The following is a 19,221-nucleotide window of genomic DNA, read 5'->3' as shown; positions in this document are numbered from 1 at the left end:
GGATTCCCGAAGCACACGCGGCGGGCGGCGGGGGCTTCTACCCGGCTTATACGAACGTCCTTGTTCGATGCGCCGCCGCGCGCCCGCTTTGCGGCCCGGCCCGGCACAGGGTGCCGGGCGTTCGCACGCTTGCATCGCATGCGATGCAAGCCAAGCGTGCTCACCCATGGCGCGCTTTCCGAAGCCCCCGCCGCCCGCCACGCGTGCCCCGAACTTGCGTGGTGCTACGCATGAGCCGAATGGATTTCGAACTGCTCGGCACCGACGGCGCCGCGCGCCGCGGCCGCATCACCTTCCCGCGCGGAAACATCGAGACCCCGGCGTTCATGCCGGTCGGCACCTACGGCACGGTCAAGGGCGTGTTGCCCGACCAGGTTCGCGACCTCGGTGCGCAGATCATCCTCGGCAACACCTTCCACCTGTTCCTGCGGCCCGGCTTGGAGGTCATCGAGGCACACGGCGGCCTGCACGGCTTCGCCCGCTGGGATGGCCCGATCCTCACCGATTCCGGCGGCTTCCAGGTGTTCTCGCTGGCCCATCGCCGCAAGATCACCGAGGCCGGCGTGACCTTCGCCGCGCCCACCGACGGCAGCAAGGTATTCCTCGGCCCCGAAGAATCCATGCACATCCAGAAGGTGCTGGGCAGCGACATCGTGATGATCTTCGACGAGTGCCCTCCGGTGACGGTGGATGGCGCGCCGGTCGACAAGCGCGTGATCGAGCGTTCGATGGAATTGTCGCTGCGCTGGGCCGAACGCTCGAAGATCGCGCATGCGGGCAACGATGCGGCATTGTTTGGCATCGTCCAGGGCGGTGTGCACCACGACCTGCGGTCGCGCTCGGCCGAAGGCCTGCAGCAGATCGGCTTCGACGGCTATGCGATCGGCGGCCTCGCGGTGGGCGAGACCGAAGCCGAGCGCAACGCGATGCTCGAACACACCGCCCCGCAACTGCCCGTGGATCGCCCGCGCTACCTGATGGGCGTGGGCCGGCCCGAGGACCTGGTGGAGGCGGTGGCGCGCGGGGTGGACATGTTCGACTGCGTGATGCCCACCCGGAACGCGCGCAACGGCCACTTCTTCACCGATGCCGGCATCGTCCGCGTGCGCAACGCCCAGTACGAGCGCGACCTGCGGCCGATCGAGGAGGGCTGCGACTGCGTGGCCTGTGCCGGCGGTTACACCCGCGCCTACCTGCGCCACCTGGACCGCTGCAACGAGATGCTGGGATCGATCCTGGGCACCCTGCACAACCTGCGCCACTACCAGCGCCTGATGGCGCGGATGCGGGATGCCATCGGGCAAGGAACCTTTTCAGCGTTCCGGGAGTCCTTTTACGCGGCCCGGCGGCCCTGAAAGGCCTCCCGGCGGCCCACGTGGCATAATTCCCGGCTGGCCTTGGCCAACCCATCCGCTTCGCAAACACGGATTCCCGCATGAACCCGCTCGATTTCCTGATTCCCGTCGCACATGCCCAGGCCGCCGGCGCCGCTCCCGCCGCGCCCAGCATGATGTCCACCCTGCTGTTCCCGATCCTGCTGATCGTGATCATGTATTTCCTGATGATCCGCCCGCAGATGAAGCGGCAGAAGGACCATCGCGCCATGCTGGACAAGCTGGCCAAGGGCGACGAAGTGATCACCAGCGGCGGCATCGCCGGCACCGTGGCCGCGATCGGCGAGAGCTTCGTGACCGTCGAGGTCGCCAATGGCGTGCAGCTGCGCGTGCAGCGCGCCGCCATCGCCAACGTGCTGCCCAAGGGCACCCTGAAGTCGGTTTGATCCTTTTTCTGAAGCAACAAGCGCCGGCCTTGATGGCCGTGCGCGGGGTGTCGTGATGCTCGAATATTCCCGCTGGAAATACCTTGTCATCCTGCTGGTGCTGGTGCTGAGCGTGTTCTACGCCATACCCAATGCATTCCCGCAGGATCCCGCCGTGCAGGTGACCGCGAATCGCGGTGCGAAGGTCGACGCCGCGATGCAGCAGCGGGTCGAGGCCGCGCTGAAGAAGGCGTCGGTGCCGTTCAAGTCCAGCGCGATCGAGAAAGACGGCAACCTGATGCTCCGGACCGCCGATGACGACGCCCAGTCCAGGGCGGCGGAGGTCATGCGCGCCGAGCTCGGCGGCGGCTACGTGGTCGCGCTCAACCAGGCCTCCACGTTGCCGGGTTGGATGCAAGCGCTTGGCGCCAAGTCGATGTCGCTGGGCCTCGACTTGCGCGGTGGCGTGTATTTCCTGATGCAGGTCGATCGTGAGGCCGCGCTGGCCAAGCGTTTCGAGGCGACTGCCGAAGACACCCGGGTATTGCTGCGCGACAACCAGATCCGCTACACCTCGGTCGAGCCGGCGTCTGGCAACAGCGTGGTCGCCAGCCTGAGTCCCGGGCAGGACATCAGCAAGGTGCGCCCGTTGCTGGCGCGCGACATGCCGACCTACCAGATCAACTCGACCGACGACTCGATCACCATTCGCATCCCGGATGCCGAGCTCGAAAAAATGCTGACCGACGCGGTCCAGCAGAACATCGGCACGTTGAGCAACCGCATCAACGAACTTGGCGTTGCCGAGCCGATCATCCAGCGCCAGGGCGCGGACCGCATCGCGGTGCAACTGCCCGGCGTGCAGGACACCGCCCAGGCCAAGCGCATCCTCGGCGCGACCGCGACCCTGGAATACCGCGGCGTGATCGAAGGCAATGCGATCGAGGCGCGCGACACCGGCAATGTGCCGCCGGAAGCGCGCATCTACTACCGCAAGGAACTCGGTCCTGACGGCAAGCCGCTGCCGATCCTGCTGAACAAGCGGATCATCACCTCCGGCGAGCAGTTGCAGAGTGCCTCGTCGTTCTTCGATTCGCAGTCGGGTACCCCGGCGGTAAGCGTGCGCCTGAACAGCATCGGCGGCCAGCGCATGTTCGAGTACTCGAGCGCGCACGTCGGCAAGTCGATGGCGGTGGTCTACATCGAGCGCGTGCCCGAAGTGAGGATCGTCGACGGCAAGGAAGTGCGGAGCAACCGCACCAGCGAGCAGGTGATCTCGGTTGCCACCATCCAGAGCACGTTGGGCAAGGATTTCCAGACCACCGGCCTGGAGAGCATGAAGGAAGGTGCCGACTTGGCGCTGCTGCTGCGCGCCGGCGCGCTGGCGGCACCCATGGACTTCGTCGACGAACGCACCATCGGTCCGAGCCTGGGCAAGGAAAACATCGAGCGCGGCCTCACCGCAGTGGCGTTCTCCTTCATCTTCGCCTTGCTGTTCTTCCTGGTGTATTACCGCATGTTCGGCCTGATCACCTGCCTGGCGCTGCTGATCAACCTGCTGATGGTGTTCGCGCTGATGTCGCTGCTGGGGGCGACGATGAGCCTGCCGGGCCTGGCGGGCATCGCGTTGACGGTTGGCATGTCGGTGGACGCCAACGTGCTGATCAACGAACGCATCCGCGAGGAGTTGCGGATGGGGCTGCCGCCGCAGAAGGCCATCGCGGAAGGCTACGACCGCGCCTCCGGCACTATCCTGGACGCCAACGTCACCGCGTTCCTGGCTGGGTTGGCGATGGCTGCGTTCGGCACTGGCCCGTTGAGGGGCTTCGGCATCACCACCATGCTTGGCATCGCGACCTCCGCATACACCGCGGTCTCCGTCTCGCGCGGCATTGCCACGCTGATCTACGGCGGGCGCAAGAAGCTCAAGTCCGTGGCCATCTGAGGGGCACGACCACATGAAACCGTTCAATCTTTTCCCGTACGACAGCAACATCGACTTCATGCGCATGCGCTGGGTGTCGCTGACCGTCGCCCTGTTGCTGATGGTGGTCGCGCTTGGGGCGATGGGCGCGCGTGGTTTCAATTTCTCGCTGGACTTCACCGGTGGCGTCGGCGTTGAGCTGCGCTACGCGAAGGCACCGGATGTCGACAAGGTCCGCGAGCAGCTGGAGGCCGCCAACTTCAACGGCGCGCAAGTGCAGAACTTCGGGGCTGGCAACGACCTGCTGGTGCGCCTGCAGGCCGACGGCAAGCAGGAAGGTGGTGCCGACAAGGCCAGCAGCATCGGCGATGCGGTGGCGAAGGCGGCCTCGCTGGCGGGCAATCCTGCGGAGAAGCGCAGCAGCTCGGTGATCAGCGCGCAGGTCGGCAAGGATCTCGCCCTCAAGGGCATCTATGCCGTGCTGTTCGTGATCATCGGCTTCCTGGGCTACATCTCGTTGCGCTTCGAGAAGAAGTTCGCGGTCGCGGCGATCATCACCACGATGCACGACGTGCTGATCTGCGTGGGCTGGTTCGCGCTGAGCGGCCACGAATTCGACCTCAATGTGCTGGCCGGCATCCTGTCGGTGATGGGCTTCTCGATCAACGACACCATCGTGGTGTTCGACCGCGTCCGCGAGAACTTCCGCGGCATGCGCGCCGACCCGGTGACGATCCTCAACAAGTCGGTCAACCAGACCCTGTCGCGCACGGTGATCACGTCGTTCGTCGCGTTCCTGAGCATGCTCTCGCTGTACATCTACGGCGGCGACTCGCTGCGCGGGATGGCCGAGGCGATGATCATCGGCATCATCATCGGCACCCTGTCCTCGATCTTCGTGGCCTGCCCGCTGCTGACCATGGGCCTGCTGAAGGTGAGCAAGCAGGACCTGCTGCCGAAGGCGCGCGACGAAGAAGCCCTGGCCCGCAGGCCGTAATGGCCCGTAGGGGCAGGCCCCCGTGCCTGCCCCAACCGGATCCCAAACGAAAAGGCCGCGCACTGCGCGGCCTTTTCGTTGGCGGGAACGTAGCGCCTCAGTTGAAGACGGCGGCGTACCCGGACTGGACGATCGCCTTCTGCAATTCCGCGCTGAGCTTCTGGTTGCCGGCGACCAGATGGCGGCCATGCACGCCGCGGCCGTCCATCGGCCCGGTGGCGGCGCCGCGGAAATCGCAGACGCGACCGCCGGCCTCGCGCACCAGCAGTACGCCGGCGGCGATGTCCCACGGCTTCACCCCGGCCTCGAAGTAGCCGTCGCTGCGGCCGCAGGCCACGTAGGCCAGGTCGAGGGCGGCGGAGCCGGTGCGGCGGATGTCCTCGGCGCTGCGCAGCAGTTCGCGCACGCATTCCAGGTGGGCGGGCGCGCGTTCGCGCTCGCGCGGCGGGAAGCCGGTGATCAGCAGTGCACCGGCCACGTCCTTGCGCTCGCTGACGCGGATGCGCTTGTCGTTGAGCACCGCGCCGCTGCCGCGGCTGGCGGTGAACAGCTCGTTGCGCAGCGGGTCGAAGATCACGCCGTGCTGCGGCTCGCCGTTCTCGACCAGGGCGATCGACACGCACCAGTGCGGAAAACCGTGCAGGAAGTTGCTGGTGCCGTCGAGCGGGTCGATCACGAACACCGCGTTGCCCGTGCCCTGCGCACCGCCTTCCTCGCCCAGGAACGCGGCATCCGGGTAGGCCTTGCGCAGCTCCTTGATCACGGCTTTCTCGGCCTGCTCGTCGACGTCGCTGGCGTAGTCCATGCGGTCTTTCTCGACCACGTTGATGGCATCGAGCTTGTGCATGCTGCGCAGGAGTACCCCGCCGGCCGAGCGGGCCGCCTTGACCATGACATTGACCACGGGTTTCTGCATGGTGAAGCGCCTCGAAGGGAATGAGGAAGGCTCGCGGGGAGCGGGGCAACGGCGAAAAAGAGCGAACCCGGCGCGCGGGCCGGGCACGAAGTTTACCATTGCCGCATGAGTGATCCATCCAATTCCGCCACGGGCGATGACGTAACGGCCGCACACCCTGCTGCTGCCCAGTTGCGCATCGTGCTGGTCGGCACCCAGCATCCGGGCAACATCGGTTCCGCGGCGCGGGCGATGAAGACCATGGGCCTGTCGAAGCTGGTGCTGGTGGCCCCGGAGAAAGCCCCGGATCGCGACACCCACGCGATGGCGGCCGGTGCAGACGACCTCATCGAAGCCGCCCCGGTCTTCGCCACCTTGGCCGAGGCGGTGGCCGATTGCCGCTGGGTGCTCGGTTGCACCGCGCGCAGCCGGCGGATCCAACTGGAACAACTGCATCCGCGCGATGCGGCCGGCCGCGCTGTGCTGGCCGCCGCGGGCGGGCCGGTGGCGCTGGTGTTCGGCCGCGAACGTACCGGCCTGGACAACGAGGAACTGCAGCTCTGCCACGCGGCGGTGCACATTCCCTCGGACCCGGCGTTCAGTTCGCTCAACCTGGCCGCCGCGGTGCAGGTGCTGAGCTATGAGCTGCGTTGCGCGCTGCTTGGCGATGCCGGCAGCGGCGAAACGCCCGCTGGACGCACGCTGCCGCCGGGCGAAAACGTGGCCAGCCACGCCGAACTGGAAGGCCTGTTCGGCCAGCTGGCGGAGGCGCTGGACCAGATCGACTTCCACAAGGGACGTGCGCCGGCGTCGGCGATGCGCAAGCTGCGCCGGCTGTACCTGCGGGCCAACCTCGACAGCGCGGAGGTGCGCCTGTTGCGCGGCGTGCTCGCCGACACCCAGCGGATGGCAAGGCTGGCCGGTCAGGGTTTCAGTGACGGCAAAATCGAGTAGGCTCGCCAAGGCAACCAGGGGATCCGCCACGTGCCGCTAACGATGTGCCGCTTGCTGCCACGCTTGGCCGGCCTGCTCTGCACGTTGCTGGTTCTCGCACCGGTTGCCCAGGCGCAGACGCATGCCGCAGCAGCCACCCCGGCGAGCGGCGAGAGCGATGCCACCGTGCTGGTACTCGGCCGGGTCAGCGACGACCCGAAGGCGCATTACGACCAGCTCAAGCCGCTGCTCGACTATGTGGTACCGCGGATGGCCTCGGTCGGCATCCGCAGCGGGCGCATCCTGATGGCCAAGGACCTGCAGCAGATGGCCAGTTACCTGCGCCGTGGCCGGGTCGACTGGGTCAACGAGACCGCCGGAAACGCCGCCCTGCTGGAACGCCGTGGGGTGGCGGAATCCTTCCTTGTCACCGAGCGCGAAGGCGCGACCCGCTACCACAGCGTGTTCTTCGTCCGCCGCGACAGTCCGGTGCGCTCGCTGAAGGAACTGGCCGGGCGCAGCGTGGCCTTCCAGAATCCGTATTCGACCAGCGCGTATTACCTCCCGGCAGCGCAGTTGCTCGACCAGGGCATGACCCTGGAACTGCTGTTGTCGCCGATGGACAAGCCGGCACCGGACACGGTCAGTTACCTGTTCGCGCGGACCGAGCTCAATATCACCACCTGGGTGCACAAGCGTCTGGTCGATGCCGGCGTGTTCAGCAACCTGGACTGGTCGAATCCGCGGCGGATGCCGCCGTCGTTCGTGCAGGATTTCCGCATCATCGGCCGTAGCGCCGACGTCCCGCGAGCGCTGATGCTCAGTCGCCACGGGATGGATCCGAAGGTTCAGGCGCGGCTGCGCGAGGTGCTGATGGAGGCCTCGACCGACCCCGATGCCGGCGAGGTGCTGCGTCGTTTCATCGACACCTCGCGCTTCGTGCCGATCACCGATGAGGACCGGCGCGCCCTCGACCGGCTTGGTGTCGGCGTGCAGCGCGTGCGCACGGAGGTCGAGTGAAGCGGCCGGGACTCAGCCTGCAGTCGCGCTTCTACGCCGCGATCCTGGCCCTGCTGGCGATCGTGGTCCTGGTCATGGTGCTGCTCTGGCAGCGCCAGCAGAGCAGCCAGCACGAAGTCAGTGAAGTCACTCGCCAGGCCATGCACGGCCTGCTGTCCGAACTGGTGCGCATCGACGGCGAGGCGGAAGTGCGCCAATTGGCCGATGGATTGGCCAACCCGCTGTACTACTTCGACCTGGACGCAGTCGGTGCGCTGGCGCGTGCCGCCTTGCGCGAGGCCGACGTCGACTACGTGCTGGTCTACGACGCACAGGGCCGGATCCTGCACGACGGCTCCGGCGACATCGCCGCGTTCGGCCAGCCGATGAACGACCCGCTGGCGAAGCAGGTGATCGCCGCCACCGGTCCGCATGCGCTGACCCGCGGGCAGCTGCTGGATGTGTCGCGGCCGGTGATGATCGGCGACGAGCGTCTGGGGGGCGTGCGCATCGGTTACTCGCTGGCCGGGATGGCCCGCGACGAGGCATCGGCGATGGAGGCGCTGCGCGGCAGGATCGATGAGGTCGGCCGGCGCAGCCTGCTCTGGCTGCTGCTGTTGAGCGCGGCGCTGGCGGTGATCGCGGTCGCGGCGGCGGCGGTGGTACAGCGCCTGCTGGTGCAGCCGATCCAGGTGTTGGGCGATGCCGCGCGGCAGATCGAGGCCGGCAACTTCTCCTCGCCGGTGCCGGTGAGCAAACGCCAGGACGAACTCGGCGATTTGATCCGCACCTTCGGCCGCATGCGCGAAAGCGTGGCCCGCCATGATCGCGACATTCGCCGGGTCGCCTACAGCGATGCGCTGACCGGCCTGTCCAATCGGCTGGCCTTCCGCGAATCGCTGGACCAGCGCCTGCGTGCGCTGCAGGGCGCGGGGCGGCAACTCGCATTGGTATTCGCCGACCTCGACGACTTCAAGCGGGTCAACGACACCCTGGGCCACGAGGCCGGCGACGAGGTCCTGCTGCAAGTGGCGACCAGGATCGATCGCGCCGTGCAGGCGATCCGCGGCGCCGACGCGATGGTGGCGCGCTTCGGCGGCGATGAATTCGTGGTGTTGCTGCAGGCTGCCGACAACGAGCCGGAGGGCGACGTGCGGACGATGGTCACCCGGCTTGCGGAAACCCTGGTCCGCGAACTCGGCGAGCCGATGATGCTCAATGGGCGGCAGGTGTTCCTGGGCTCCTCCGTGGGCGTGGCGCTGTTCCCCGACGATGCCAATACCGCCTCCCTGCTGATGAAGAACGGCGACATCGCGATGTACCAGGCCAAGGTGGCCGGCAAGAACTGCTATCGCTTCTACAGCCGGACCATGGATCAGGCGGTGGAGCGCCGGGTGCGCCTGGAGCACGACCTGCGCGGGGCGTGGGGCCGTGGCGAGCTGAGCCTGGCCTACCAGCCGATCTTCCGCACCCGCGACCGCGTGCTGGTCGGCGCCGAAGCCCTGTTGCGCTGGAACCATCCGGAAGACGGCGCGATCGCGCCGTCGGTCTTCATCGAAGTGGCCGAGCAGAGCGGCCTGATCGAGGCGATCGGGCCGGAGGTGCTGCGCAGCGCCTGCGCCGAAGCGGCCGGTTGGCCGACCCCGCGTGGCGCCGGCGAACCGCCGTTCGTGTCGGTCAATGTTTCGCCGCGGCAGTTGCGCAGCGGCGACCTGGTCCAGCAGGTCACCGATGCCTTGGTCGAGAGCGGGATGGCCCCGGAGCGCCTGCACGTGGAGCTCACGGAAACCGCGGTGATCAGCGACGAAGCGAATGCCACCGCCTTGCTGGCGCGCCTGCGCGACATCGGCGTGCGCGTCTGGCTGGACGATTTCGGCACCGGCTATTCCAGCCTCAGCCACCTGCGCCGCGTGCAGGTCGATGGTCTGAAGATCGACCGCAGCTTCATCACCGACCTGCTGCGCGACCCCGATGACCTGGCCCTGACCAGCGCGATCATCGCGATGGCGCATTCGATGGGGATCACCGTGGTCGCCGAAGGGGTCGAGCGCCAGGGCCAGTTCGACCTGCTGCGCGAGCGCGACTGCGACCTCGCCCAGGGCTACTGGCTGGGTCATCCGATGAGTGCGCTGGAATTCGCCCGGCTGCTCGACTGAGCGGCTGCGGCAAGACCGTTCGCCCGTCTCAGAACGTCGTTTCGATCCAGGCCTGCAAGGCCGTGATCAGCCCACCCGACAGCGCGCCGGTGGTCACCAGCGCCACCATCCCGAGGCCCCATGCGGCCAGCATCAGCGCGCCGTCGCGTTCCAGCAGGGCGAGCGCGTACAGCAGGATCAGCCCGCCGAACACGTAATTGGTCAGCGGGATCGGCAGCGCCAGCAACAGGCCCAACAGCAGCAGCAGCAGGCCGGTGAAGGCAGTGGCCAGCGGATGATCCAGCACCGCGGTGAAGCGCGGTCGGACGATCCGTTCCAGGCGCGCCAGCCACGGATCGACCAAGCGCTCGAAGCGCGCCAGCGACTGCCGCTTCGGCCCGCGCCGGGCGATGAAGCCGGGCAGCCACGGATGTTGCATGGCGACCAGCAACTGCGCGGCGACCAGCATGATCAGCGGGCCGCTGAGCGCGCCGCCGATCGGGATCGGGATGAACGCGGGCAGGGCGGCCACGAACAGCAGCATGCCGAACGCGCGCCGCCCCAGTCCGTCCAGCAGGGTGTCGAAGTCGAGGGATTGCGCGGGGTCGCCGTCGAGCAGGGCGTCCAGGATCGCCCGCGTGCCGGCCTCGCGCGGACCCGTGCCGGTGGTGGGGTCAGGTGTCGAGGGCATCGACCAGGGTGTCGGGCATGCGCTGCAACAGCAGCTTGTCGATTCGCTGGCCGTCCAGATCGACTACTTCGACCCGCCATTGGCCCAACTGGAAATATTCGCCAACGTGCGGGATCCGCCCGAAATGGGCAATGGTCAGACCGGCGGTGGTGTTGTAGCCGTGTTCGTCGGCATCGGCCAGGCGTTCACCGGTCAGTTCGCGCAGTTCGTCGATGTGCAGTCCGCCATCGACCAGCAGCGAGCCGTCCTCGCGCTCGACCACCAGCGCCTCGTCGCCGTCGCCTTCGCCGGCCTGCAGGCGGCCCAGCACCGCGTCCATGATGTCGGTGATGGTGACGATGCCCTGGATGTCGCCGTATTCGTCGACCACCAGTGCCATCGACTGCTGTTCCTCGCGCATGATTTCCAGCAGCTTCATCGCATGCGTGGATTCCGACACGAAAACCGGTTCGCGCAGGTCCTCGAACAACGCCGGCACTTCCTTGCCCAACTCGTCGAGCAAGGTCTTGACCTCGAGCACGCCGGCCACGTCGCTGTCGTTGCCGCGATAGACCGGGTAGCGCGAGAATTCGTGTTCCTGCATCGTCGCCAGGTTCTCGCCCAGCGGCGCGGCGGCATCCAGCCAGGCGATGCGGGTGCGCGGCGTCATCAGGCTTTCGGCGGTGCGGTCGCCCAGACGCATGACCCGGTTGAGCATGTTGCGTTCGTCGAGGTCGATCACGCCTTGCTCGTGGCCTTCGCTCACCAGCATGTGGATCTCTTCTTCGGTCACCTGCGAGCTGTCGGTGCGATCGACCCGCAGCAGCCTGAGCAGGCCGCGCACGGTAGCGCTGAGCAGCCACACCGCCGGACTGGCGATTCGCGACAACGTATGCATCGGCAGGGCGACGATCCCGGCCAGCCGCTCCGGTGCCAGCAGGGCCAGCCGCTTCGGCAGCAACTCGCCCAGCACGATGCTCAGGTAGGTGATCAGGCCGACCGCCAGCACGGTACCGATGGTGCCGGCGTACTTGCCGACCGAGGGCACGTGTTCGCTGAGCCAGATGCCGATCGCCGCGCCGATCGCATCGCCGCCGAACATGCCGGTGAGGATGCCGATGGTGGTGATGCCGACCTGCACGGTCGACAGGAAGCGCTCGGGGTGTTCGGCCAGCTCCAGCGCCTTGCGCGCGCCGGCGCTGTCCTCCGCGCGCTGCTTCAACCGCGCCTTGCGCGAGGTCACGACCGACATCTCCGACAGCGCGAAGAAGGCGTTCAGCAGGATCAGGAAAAGGACGACCAGCAACTCAACCATGGACAATCCCGGGGTTGCGGGCAGCACCGACGCATGCCTGCCACGTCGCCCCTGGACGGGCACGGTGGGTCATCGGCGGCGGGCGTGGGGGAGTGTCGTCCATGGGATGCGCCGGAGCGCGCCGGCATCATATCAGGGCCGCGGGTACGCACGACTGTCACCGAGCGGTCATAATTCCGCCCATTCGCCCCAGCGCAGGCTCCACCATGTTCTCCCTGCAGACGATTTTCGGTTCCGGCAAGCAGTTCTACCTCTTGCTGGACGAAGCGGCCTCGGCCGCCTACGACAGCGCCAAGGCGCTGCACGTGATGATGAAAGCGGCCGACCGCCAACCCGCGCTGGACGAGTTCAAGCTTGCGAGGCAGCGCGAGCGCGCCGCGTCGGACAAGATCGGCCAGGCCCTGGTCGACAGCTTCATCACCCCGATCGAGCGCGAGGACATCGAAGCACTGGGTTCGGCGCTGTACAAGATCCCCAAGCAGGTCGAGAAGTTCGCCGATCGCTACGCGCTGGCCACCCAGCACCTGGAGCAGATCGATTTCGCCCCGCGTGCGGCGATGCTGGAGCAGGCCGCGGGCGTGGTAGTGGAAATGGTCCATGAACTGATACGCCTCGACATCGACCGGATGACCGCGCTCAACGACAAGCTGCGCTCGATCGAGAACGAAGCCGACCGCCTGATGCTGGAGCTGTACCGGGAAATCTATTCCGGCAAGCTGGACAGCCTGCAGATGTTCCTGCTCAAGGAGTTCTTCGAGATCCTGGAGAAGGCCATCGACCGTTGCCGCGAGGCCGGCGTGGTGGCCTACCAGATCGTCCTCAAGAACAGCTGACGGGCCGCCGCGATGTTGACCCTCGTGCTGGTGGTGATCGTTGCCGCGTTGGTGTTCGAATTCATCAACGGTTTCCACGACACCGCCAACTCCATCGCCACCGTGGTCGCCACCAAGGTGCTGACCCCGGGGCAGGCGATCATGCTCGCCGCCACCACCAACCTGATCGGTGCCTTCATGGGCACCGCGGTGGCCAAGACCATCGCATCCGGCCTGGTCGATACCGAGGTGGTCAACGTCACCTCGCAGGTGCTGATCTGCACCCTGCTGGGCGCGATCATCTGGAACCTGATCACCTGGTGGCGCGGCTTGCCCTCGTCGTCCTCGCATGCGCTGATCGGCGGACTGTGCGGCGCGGCGTTCGCGGCCTCGCAGAACGACTGGGCGTCGCTGATCTGGTCGAAGGCGGGCGATGGCGACTGGGCCAGCAACAAGGGCCTGCTGTGGAAGGTGGTGGTGCCGATGGTGACCTCGCCGCTGGCGGGCTTCCTGCTTGGCGTGGGCATCATCACCCTGCTGTACCTGATCATCGCCTCGCTGATGAAGGCCGGGCGGCCGCTGTCGAGGCTGGCCAAACCGCGCTGGGTGAACGCCTTCTTCGGCAAGGCGCAGCTGGTCTCCGCGGCCTACATGGGCTTCGCGCATGGCCGCCAGGACGCGCAGAAGACGATGGGCATCATCGCCCTGTCGATCTTCGGCGCGCAGGCGGCAGGCACGCTCGACAACCTGCCGGCATGGCTGTCGTTCCTGCATCCGGATGGCGGCAAGGACGACATCGACAGCTGGGTGATCGCGACCTGCGCGCTGGTGATGGCCGCCGGCACCGCCGCCGGCGGCTGGCGGATCATCAAGACGCTCGGACACAAGATGGTGAAGCTGCAGACCATCGACGGCTTCGCCGCGGAAACCGCCTCGGCCACGATCCTGGTGACCGCGGCGCACTTCGGCATGCCGGTGTCGACCACGCACAGCATTTCCACCGCGATCATGGGCGTCGGCTTCGCCAAGAACCCGCGCAAGCTCAAGCTTGGCGTGATCGAGCGGATCGTGTGGGCGTGGATCCTGACCATCCCGGCTGCGGGCGGGATCGCCTATGGACTGTGGCGTTTGCTGGATGCGGTGGGCTGGTCCTGATGCGGGCTGCGTGACATCGGCAATCAAAAACGCCGGCTAATGGCCGGCGTTTTCGTTGCAGCGCGATCGTGCGAGCCTGCGTTACAGCAAGTCGCCGTTCGCCGACATCTTGCGTTCCATCTCGTCGCCGGTGCCGCCGATCTCCAGCACCAGCCGGTCGATCTCGGCGGCGTCCACGCAGTCGTAGGGACGGTTCTCGCAAAGCTGCAGGTAGGGCACGCCGTCGAGTTCGCCGATGGCCAGGTAGCCCACGCGGTTTTCCCAGTTGAATACCAGCGCACGGCGCGCGTCGATGCCGGTGATCGGGGCCAGCGCGGTACTGACGCGCAGGTAGTTGCGGCCGTCATCGTCCTGCAGTTCGGAGAGGAAGATCGCCTGGTGGCGGCGGCCTTTCGACAGCGACAGCTCGACGCAGGCCAGGAAGGGATCCTGCAGGGTGAGCTTGTAGCCGGAGGAGACCAGGTGGCTGCGGATCTGTTCGAAGTTGTCCATCGCGGGTCGGTGTCGGGGGATGTGGCTATGCTAACCCGGATGCCGGACAAGCCTGCTCGAGACACGACTGTTACGGATGCGCCCGCGGCGGATCGCATCCTGGCCGCGATCCGCGCGGTGCCGCATGGATCGGTGGCCGGTTATGGCCATATCGCGCAACGTGCCGGCCTGCCCGGGCGCGCGCGGCTGGTGGCCCGCGTCCTCGGCCAGAACAAAGATTCCGCACTGCCTTGGCACCGGATCCTGCGCTCGGATGGACGCATCGCGTTTCCGGCGCGATCGCCGGGTTTCGAGGAGCAGTCCCGGCGCTTGCGTGCGGAAGGGGTGGAGGTGCGCAACGGGCGCGTGCGCATCGCCGAATCGGATGATTCGCTGGATGCGGCGGTATGGCGGCCGCGTTGAGTCGCCGCGTATGATGCATTGCAACGAAATCGAAGCGCGCACGGATGCCGTTCAACCTGCCAAAAATCACCAAGCTGTTGCTGATCGCCAACATCGCGGGCTTCGTCCTGCAGTGGTTGCTCGGCGACGCGCGGATGCAGCTGTTCGAGCTGTGGCCGCTGGGCGACAGCCTGTACGACCCGTCAGGTGCCGCGCCATCGTTCATGCCGTGGCAATTGCTGACCTACGGTTTCATGCACGATCCGTCCAATCTCTTCCACCTCGCGTTCAACATGCTGGCGCTGGTGATGTTCGGTGCGCCGCTTGAATACACCTGGGGCGAACGGCGCTTCCTGACCTATTACCTGGTCTGTGTTGTGGGTGCCGGCCTGTGCCAGTTGCTGGTCGGTTCGATGGCGGTGTCGCAGGGGCAAGAACCGTATGCGACCGTTGGTGCGTCAGGCGGCGTATTCGGCCTTTTGCTGGCATACGGAATGCTGTTCCCCAACCAGCGGGTAATGCTGCTGTTCCCGCCGATCCCGATGAAGGCGCGCACACTGGTGATCCTGTACGGCGTGTTCGAGCTGTCGCTTGGCCTGACCGGCTTGCAGCCCGGCGTGGCCCATTTCGCCCATCTCGGCGGCATGCTGTTCGGCTGGTTGCTGATCCGCTACTGGCGCGGGCAACCGCCGTTTGGGGGGCGTCCGAAGCCGCCCCGCCTCGGATGCGCATCGTGAAATAGTGCGCTTCGACTCGCCATGAAAAACGCCACGTTTCCACGTGGCGTTTTTGTTGCGGCAAGCGATCAGCGGAACATGCTGCGAATCAGTGGAACACGCTGATCCGCGCTTCCGGTTTCGGCTGCATCGGCGTGCCGACCTTGCAGCCGTAAGCGCTGCCGAACGCAGCCTGCTGCATGATCGGGGCGTTGGTGCGCCACTGCCCCGGCGCGCGCACGTCCTGCAGCGAGCGACGCTGCGCTTCCTCGGCGGTGACCTGCTGCGCCCAGACCTGCGCCCAGCCGGTGTAGAACGCCTTGTCCGCGGTAGTGCCGCCGGTCGGCTCGGCGGTCACGAAGGCGGCGCGCGCCAGTTCCAGGCCGGCCAGGTCGGCCACGTTCTCGTCGCGGGTGAGCCTGCCGTTGACCTTGATCGCCGGCAGTTGCGGATAGGTCAGGCCGTCGTACAGCGCGATCACGCGCTGTGCGGTGGCATCCCAGGCGGCCGCTTCCGCGCCGGTCCACCAATCGCGCACGTTGCCGCCGGCGTCGATCATCCTGCCGCGTCCGTCCACGGCATGGCTGAGTTCGTGGCCGACGAGCGCGCCGAACGCGCCGTATTGGTTGGCCAGCGGCATCGCCGGGTCGAACACCGGTGCCTGCAGCATCGCCGCGGTCACGATCAGCCGGTTGTGGGCCAGATCGTAGGCCAGCGCGGGCTGTTGCGGCAGCACGTCCCAGCGACGTTCCGCATTGCCGCGGCCGATCCGCTTCATTTCCTCGCGATGCCGCCAGGTCGAGGCGATCAGCATGTTGCTGCCGAAGCTGCCGCGGCCCATCGGTTGCACCGTGTAGTCGAGGTCGCGCTTGGGCGTGCCGATCTCGATACCCATCTTGCCGATCTTCTTGCGCGCTTCCTGCTTGGCGGTTTCGCCCAGCCAGGTGCTGTTATCGACGTTGCGTTGCAGCGCATCGCGGACCTGGCTGGCGACGGCCATCGCCTGCTGGCGGGTCGCATCGGGCAGGTAACGTGCGGCGTACTCGCGGCCCAGCATCGGGCCGGCGGCCAGGTTGATCGCGTCCAGCACCTGCTGCCAGCGCGGCGCGGGTTCGGTCTGGCCGAGCAGGATCTTGCCGCGGAAATCGAAGGCCGCATCGCGCCAGGGCTTGGCCAGGTGCGGTGCCATCGCATCGCCCACGCGCCAGCGCAGGTAGGTCTTCCACTGCGCGGGCTTGAGGCTGCCGACCAGCGTATCGAGCTGGGCGAACATCGCCGGGTTGGCCATCGACACGGTGTCGTCATTGACGCCCTGTGCCTTGAGGAAGGCGTCGAGTTGCAGGTTGCGGTATTGCTTGCCCAGCCCGGCCGTGGCGACCGGCGCGAAATTGGTCCTCGGATCGCGCAGTTCTACCAATGGACGCGCACTGGCGGCGATGCGCTTCTCGAGATCGAGTACCAACGCAGTTTCCCGCTCCAGGTCCTGCGCGGGGATGCCGGTGAGGGTCAGGATCTTGCGGATGTAATCCGCATAGCGCGCGATCAACGCCTGTGTGTCGGCGTCGCTGCGCGAGTAGTACGCGGGGTCGGGCAGGCCGAGGCCGCCCTGGCTGAAGTAGCCCACGTGGCGATCCAGCGCGCGCAGGTCGAGGTCGGCGCTGAAATTGAACAGCGCCGGGATGCCGACCTGGTGCAGCGCGGCGATCGCCGGTGCCACATCCTTCGGCTTGCGGATGCCGTCGATGCGCTGCAACAGCGGTGCGACCGGATTGGCGCCGTCGCGTTCGACCGCGGCTTCGTCCAGGCCACTGGCCCAGAAATCGCCAAGCAGTTTCTGCACGTTGCCCTGTGGCGACTGCATCGCGGCGTCCAGCAATTCGCGCTGCTGCTGTTGCGCGCGTGCGGTCAGCTGCCCGAGCGCGGAAATCGCGCCGGACGGCGGCATCGGATTCGCGGTCAGCCAGGCCTTGTTGGCCTCGGCATGGAAATCCGAGCAGGCCAGCGCGACCGCAGGCGCTTTCTTCTTTGCGGCCGGCTTCTTCGCGGCGAGGCTGTCGGGCGCGGCACTGCCGGCGGCGAGGGCGACGATCAGGGCGAAGGCAAGCGGGCGCGTGGTCGGCATGCAGCGGGTCTCGGATCGAACGGGTGGCCGAGTGTAGCAGCGGCCCGGTAAGCGACCGCTGATCGGCGGACGGCATCCGCAGCGCGTTACTTGACGCCGTGCATCCCGCGATTGAGCCAGGGCAGGGCGATCGCAGCCAACACGGTGCAGGCCAGCCCGCCCAATGCCAGGCTCCAGAAATACTCGCCATAGGTCGATGCCGCGCTGGTCCATGCCGAAGAGTGTTCGGCGATTGCGCCGGGGTCATCGATCGACGCCAGGGTGCCCAGCTTGGCGGCCAGCAACTCCGAGAATGCAGTGGCCAGGAACCAGGTGCCCATCATCAGGCTGGCGACCCGCGGCACCGAAAGTTGCGTGACCGCGGACAGGCCGACCGGATAGAGGCAGATCTCGCCCACCTGCAGCAGCGCATACGCCAGCACCAGCCACCACACACTGGCGAACGTGCCGGCATCGCCCGCGCCCTGCGCGGCCAGATACAGCGGCAGGAACGACAGCGCGCCGAACAGCAGGCCCAGCACGCTCTTCAGCGGTTTGCCCGGATTGCGGCCGCGCCGGTCCAGCCAGCTCCACAGCCACGAGAACAACGGTGCGAAGCAGAGGATGAAGATGCCGGAAATGAAGGTGAGCGAGCCGGCCGTCTGCGGCCGCAGGATCACCATCCCGATCACCATCAGCAGGGTCACCGCGGCCGCGCCAAGAAATACCAGCGTGGGCAGGCGCGAACCGGGACTGCGTGACTGCCAGCGAATGGCCAGCATGAAGGCTGCCGGCAGCAGCAGCGTGCAGACGACGAAGTACGCGAACGGCAAGCCATCGGCCATGACCAGCGACGGGAAGAAGTCCTTGGTCAGCAGGCGGTCGGTGAATATGACCCAGGAACCATAGGTCTGCTCGTACAGCGTGTAGAACAGCAGCGCGATGAAGATCAGCGCCATCAATGTGAGCATCTGCCCACGTTCGCGCGGGCTGCAGTCGCGCAGGACGAAGCGGGTGAACCACGCCAGCACGACCGCCAGTACGGCCAGCATCAGCAATTGCGCCAGGGTGAGATCGACGCCGATGGACAGGGTGAAGGCATCGTTGCCGGTGGCCCACATCAGGCCGGCGATCGGCAGCAGGCCGAGCAGGGTGGCGAGATAGATCGCCCATTCGCGCTGGATGCCGGCGACGCGATCGCGCAGGCGTTCGGGCGATGGTGGTTCGGCCATGCCGTTCAGGTATTTCTGGCCCCACAGGAACATGACCAGCCCGGCCAGCATGCCGACGCCGGCGGCACCGAAGCCGTACTTCCAGCCATAGGTTTCGCCAAGCACGCCGCAGACCAGCGAGGCCAGCATCGCGCCCAGGTTGATGCCGGCATAGAACAGCGAGAAACCGGAATCGCGGCGCGGATCGTCATCGGCATACAGCTTGCCGACGATCACCGAGATGTTGGGCTTGAGGAAGCCCACACCCATGATGATCAGCGCCAGCGAACCATAGAACACCAGCAACGCGGCATCGTCGCGGACGATGGTGTCGCCGACCTTGCGTGCCTGCTCGCCTTCCACGGCCATGCCCAGATGGCCCAGCACCAGCAGCACGCCGCCGAAGACCACCGCCTTGCGCATGCCCAGCCACCGATCGGCCAGCAGACCGCCCAACACCGGCAGGCAATACACAAGCCCGCCGTACGCGCCCAGCAGGTTCAGGCCGCCGGTGTCGCTGAACAGGTGGTACTTGGTCAGGTACAGCAGCAGCAGCGCCTTCATCCCGTAGAACGAGAAGCGCTCCCACATCTCGGTGAAGAAGCAGACGTAGACACCCTTGGGATGGCCCAGGAAGTCGTCGCGCGTGTTGTCGATGATGGCGGACATGCGCAGCTTCCCTTGGTCGGCGAGGAGTATGAAGGAGTTCGCGCACTGGACTTGCCA

At 66.8% G+C, this 19,221-nt stretch carries 16 protein-coding genes and 2 pseudogenes; 12 read left to right on the top strand and 6 right to left on the bottom strand.

Going from position 1 to position 19,221, the window contains the following annotated elements:
* Positions 1-230 precede the first annotated feature (230 nt).
* From tgt to secF, 4 genes are all read left to right on the top strand, one after another.
* Positions 231-1,355: a tRNA guanosine(34) transglycosylase Tgt gene (tgt, locus tag H9L16_RS00800; RefSeq protein ID WP_187552737.1), complete on the top strand. Its 1,125-nt coding sequence runs from the start codon at positions 231-233 to the stop codon at positions 1,353-1,355.
* An 80-nt stretch (positions 1,356-1,435) separates the two neighbouring features.
* A complete protein-coding gene (gene yajC, locus H9L16_RS00795) occupies positions 1,436-1,780 on the top strand; it encodes a preprotein translocase subunit YajC (protein ID WP_187552736.1) in 345 nt (114 codons plus the stop codon).
* A gap of 55 nt (positions 1,781-1,835) precedes the next feature.
* Complete coding sequence (gene secD / locus H9L16_RS00790; RefSeq protein ID WP_187552735.1) at positions 1,836-3,704, top strand: protein translocase subunit SecD; 1,869 nt, start codon at positions 1,836-1,838, stop codon at positions 3,702-3,704.
* 13 nt (positions 3,705-3,717) lie between these two features.
* On the top strand, positions 3,718-4,680 hold the full coding sequence (gene secF, locus H9L16_RS00785; protein WP_187552734.1) for a protein translocase subunit SecF: 963 nt from the start codon (positions 3,718-3,720) through the stop codon (positions 4,678-4,680).
* Positions 4,681-4,777: 97 nt separating this feature from the next.
* Here the strand turns inward: secF and H9L16_RS00780 are convergent, their stop codons facing one another.
* On the bottom strand, positions 4,778-5,596 hold the full coding sequence (locus tag H9L16_RS00780) for an inositol monophosphatase family protein (protein ID WP_187552733.1): 819 nt from the start codon (positions 5,594-5,596) through the stop codon (positions 4,778-4,780).
* Between the two features lie 105 nt (positions 5,597-5,701).
* Here H9L16_RS00780 and H9L16_RS00775 point away from each other — a divergent pair, with 105 nt between their 5' ends.
* From H9L16_RS00775 to H9L16_RS16420, 4 genes and pseudogenes are all read left to right on the top strand, one after another.
* Positions 5,702-6,529 (top strand): RNA methyltransferase, encoded by an 828-nt coding sequence (locus H9L16_RS00775; protein WP_187552732.1) that lies wholly within the window; start codon positions 5,702-5,704, stop codon positions 6,527-6,529.
* Between the two features lie 42 nt (positions 6,530-6,571).
* Positions 6,572-7,528 (top strand): phosphate/phosphite/phosphonate ABC transporter substrate-binding protein, encoded by a 957-nt coding sequence (locus tag H9L16_RS00770; RefSeq protein ID WP_187553980.1) that lies wholly within the window; start codon positions 6,572-6,574, stop codon positions 7,526-7,528.
* A gap of 74 nt (positions 7,529-7,602) precedes the next feature.
* Positions 7,603-8,802: pseudogene (locus H9L16_RS16425) on the top strand (diguanylate cyclase domain-containing protein); the annotation flags it as partial.
* Positions 8,803-8,919: 117 nt separating this feature from the next.
* Positions 8,920-9,663, top strand: a pseudogene (locus H9L16_RS16420) (putative bifunctional diguanylate cyclase/phosphodiesterase); the annotation flags it as partial.
* A 28-nt stretch (positions 9,664-9,691) separates the two neighbouring features.
* Here H9L16_RS16420 and H9L16_RS00760 read toward each other — a convergent pair.
* Together H9L16_RS00760 and H9L16_RS00755 are read right to left on the bottom strand one after the other, a co-directional pair.
* Positions 9,692-10,333 (bottom strand): exopolysaccharide biosynthesis protein, encoded by a 642-nt coding sequence (locus H9L16_RS00760; RefSeq protein WP_187552731.1) that lies wholly within the window; start codon positions 10,331-10,333, stop codon positions 9,692-9,694.
* Positions 10,317-11,627 carry a hemolysin family protein gene (locus tag H9L16_RS00755; protein WP_187552730.1) on the bottom strand — a complete coding sequence of 437 codons (1,311 nt, stop codon included), beginning with the start codon at positions 11,625-11,627 and terminating at the stop codon, positions 10,317-10,319. Before H9L16_RS00755 ends, H9L16_RS00760 begins: the two co-directional genes overlap by 17 nt.
* 206 nt (positions 11,628-11,833) lie before the next feature.
* Between H9L16_RS00755 and H9L16_RS00750 the strand changes: the two genes are divergently transcribed.
* Together H9L16_RS00750 and H9L16_RS00745 are read left to right on the top strand one after the other, a co-directional pair.
* Entirely contained in the window at positions 11,834-12,460 is a 627-nt protein-coding gene (locus H9L16_RS00750; protein ID WP_187552729.1) for a DUF47 domain-containing protein, read from the top strand.
* A 12-nt stretch (positions 12,461-12,472) separates the two neighbouring features.
* The gene (locus tag H9L16_RS00745) at positions 12,473-13,594 is read left to right on the top strand and encodes an inorganic phosphate transporter (protein ID WP_187552728.1); all 1,122 of its coding nucleotides are present in this window, start codon (positions 12,473-12,475) and stop codon (positions 13,592-13,594) included.
* 81 nt (positions 13,595-13,675) lie between these two features.
* On the opposite strand, the gene H9L16_RS00740 is transcribed toward H9L16_RS00745, so the two are convergent.
* The gene (locus H9L16_RS00740; protein WP_187552727.1) at positions 13,676-14,086 is read right to left on the bottom strand and encodes a hypothetical protein; all 411 of its coding nucleotides are present in this window, start codon (positions 14,084-14,086) and stop codon (positions 13,676-13,678) included.
* Positions 14,087-14,125: 39 nt separating this feature from the next.
* On the opposite strand from H9L16_RS00740, the gene H9L16_RS00735 reads away from it, so the two are divergent.
* Complete coding sequence (locus tag H9L16_RS00735) at positions 14,126-14,488, top strand: MGMT family protein (protein ID WP_229796572.1); 363 nt, start codon at positions 14,126-14,128, stop codon at positions 14,486-14,488.
* 44 nt (positions 14,489-14,532) lie between these two features.
* Entirely contained in the window at positions 14,533-15,204 is a 672-nt protein-coding gene (locus H9L16_RS00730) for a rhomboid family intramembrane serine protease (protein WP_187552726.1), read from the top strand.
* A gap of 88 nt (positions 15,205-15,292) precedes the next feature.
* Here the strand turns inward: H9L16_RS00730 and H9L16_RS00725 are convergent, their stop codons facing one another.
* Together H9L16_RS00725 and H9L16_RS00720 are read right to left on the bottom strand one after the other, a co-directional pair.
* Positions 15,293-17,305, bottom strand: a complete 2,013-nt coding sequence (locus H9L16_RS00725; protein ID WP_187552725.1) for a M13 family metallopeptidase — start codon at positions 17,303-17,305, stop codon at positions 15,293-15,295.
* An 86-nt stretch (positions 17,306-17,391) separates the two neighbouring features.
* Positions 17,392-19,164 carry a peptide MFS transporter gene (locus H9L16_RS00720; protein ID WP_187552724.1) on the bottom strand — a complete coding sequence of 591 codons (1,773 nt, stop codon included), beginning with the start codon at positions 19,162-19,164 and terminating at the stop codon, positions 17,392-17,394.
* Positions 19,165-19,221 lie beyond the last annotated feature (57 nt).

Source organism: Thermomonas carbonis (assembly GCF_014396975.1).
In the GTDB taxonomy this organism is placed as follows: domain Bacteria; phylum Pseudomonadota; class Gammaproteobacteria; order Xanthomonadales; family Xanthomonadaceae; genus Thermomonas; species Thermomonas carbonis.
This window is presented reverse-complemented; position numbering and strand designations above follow the sequence as displayed.

Excerpts from the sequence above, each read along its gene's own strand:
- H9L16_RS00780 (WP_187552733.1), bottom strand. The coding sequence starts at position 5,596 with ATGCAGAAACCCGTGGTCAATGTCATGGTCAAGGCGGCCCGCTCGGCC.
- H9L16_RS00730 (WP_187552726.1), top strand. The coding sequence starts at position 14,533 with ATGCCGTTCAACCTGCCAAAAATCACCAAGCTGTTGCTGATCGCCAAC.
- H9L16_RS00760 (WP_187552731.1), bottom strand. The coding sequence starts at position 10,333 with ATGCCCTCGACACCTGACCCCACCACCGGCACGGGTCCGCGCGAGGCC.
- secF (WP_187552734.1), top strand. The coding sequence starts at position 3,718 with ATGAAACCGTTCAATCTTTTCCCGTACGACAGCAACATCGACTTCATG.
- H9L16_RS00775 (WP_187552732.1), top strand. The coding sequence starts at position 5,702 with ATGAGTGATCCATCCAATTCCGCCACGGGCGATGACGTAACGGCCGCA.
- H9L16_RS00770 (WP_187553980.1), top strand. The coding sequence starts at position 6,572 with ATGTGCCGCTTGCTGCCACGCTTGGCCGGCCTGCTCTGCACGTTGCTG.
- H9L16_RS00750 (WP_187552729.1), top strand. The coding sequence starts at position 11,834 with ATGTTCTCCCTGCAGACGATTTTCGGTTCCGGCAAGCAGTTCTACCTC.
- H9L16_RS00740 (WP_187552727.1), bottom strand. The coding sequence starts at position 14,086 with ATGGACAACTTCGAACAGATCCGCAGCCACCTGGTCTCCTCCGGCTAC.
- H9L16_RS00720 (WP_187552724.1), bottom strand. The coding sequence starts at position 19,164 with ATGTCCGCCATCATCGACAACACGCGCGACGACTTCCTGGGCCATCCC.
- H9L16_RS00745 (WP_187552728.1), top strand. The coding sequence starts at position 12,473 with ATGTTGACCCTCGTGCTGGTGGTGATCGTTGCCGCGTTGGTGTTCGAA.
- secD (WP_187552735.1), top strand. The coding sequence starts at position 1,836 with ATGCTCGAATATTCCCGCTGGAAATACCTTGTCATCCTGCTGGTGCTG.
- H9L16_RS00755 (WP_187552730.1), bottom strand. The coding sequence starts at position 11,627 with ATGGTTGAGTTGCTGGTCGTCCTTTTCCTGATCCTGCTGAACGCCTTC.
- H9L16_RS00735 (WP_229796572.1), top strand. The coding sequence starts at position 14,126 with ATGCCGGACAAGCCTGCTCGAGACACGACTGTTACGGATGCGCCCGCG.
- yajC (WP_187552736.1), top strand. The coding sequence starts at position 1,436 with ATGAACCCGCTCGATTTCCTGATTCCCGTCGCACATGCCCAGGCCGCC.
- tgt (WP_187552737.1), top strand. The coding sequence starts at position 231 with ATGAGCCGAATGGATTTCGAACTGCTCGGCACCGACGGCGCCGCGCGC.
- H9L16_RS00725 (WP_187552725.1), bottom strand. The coding sequence starts at position 17,305 with ATGCCGACCACGCGCCCGCTTGCCTTCGCCCTGATCGTCGCCCTCGCC.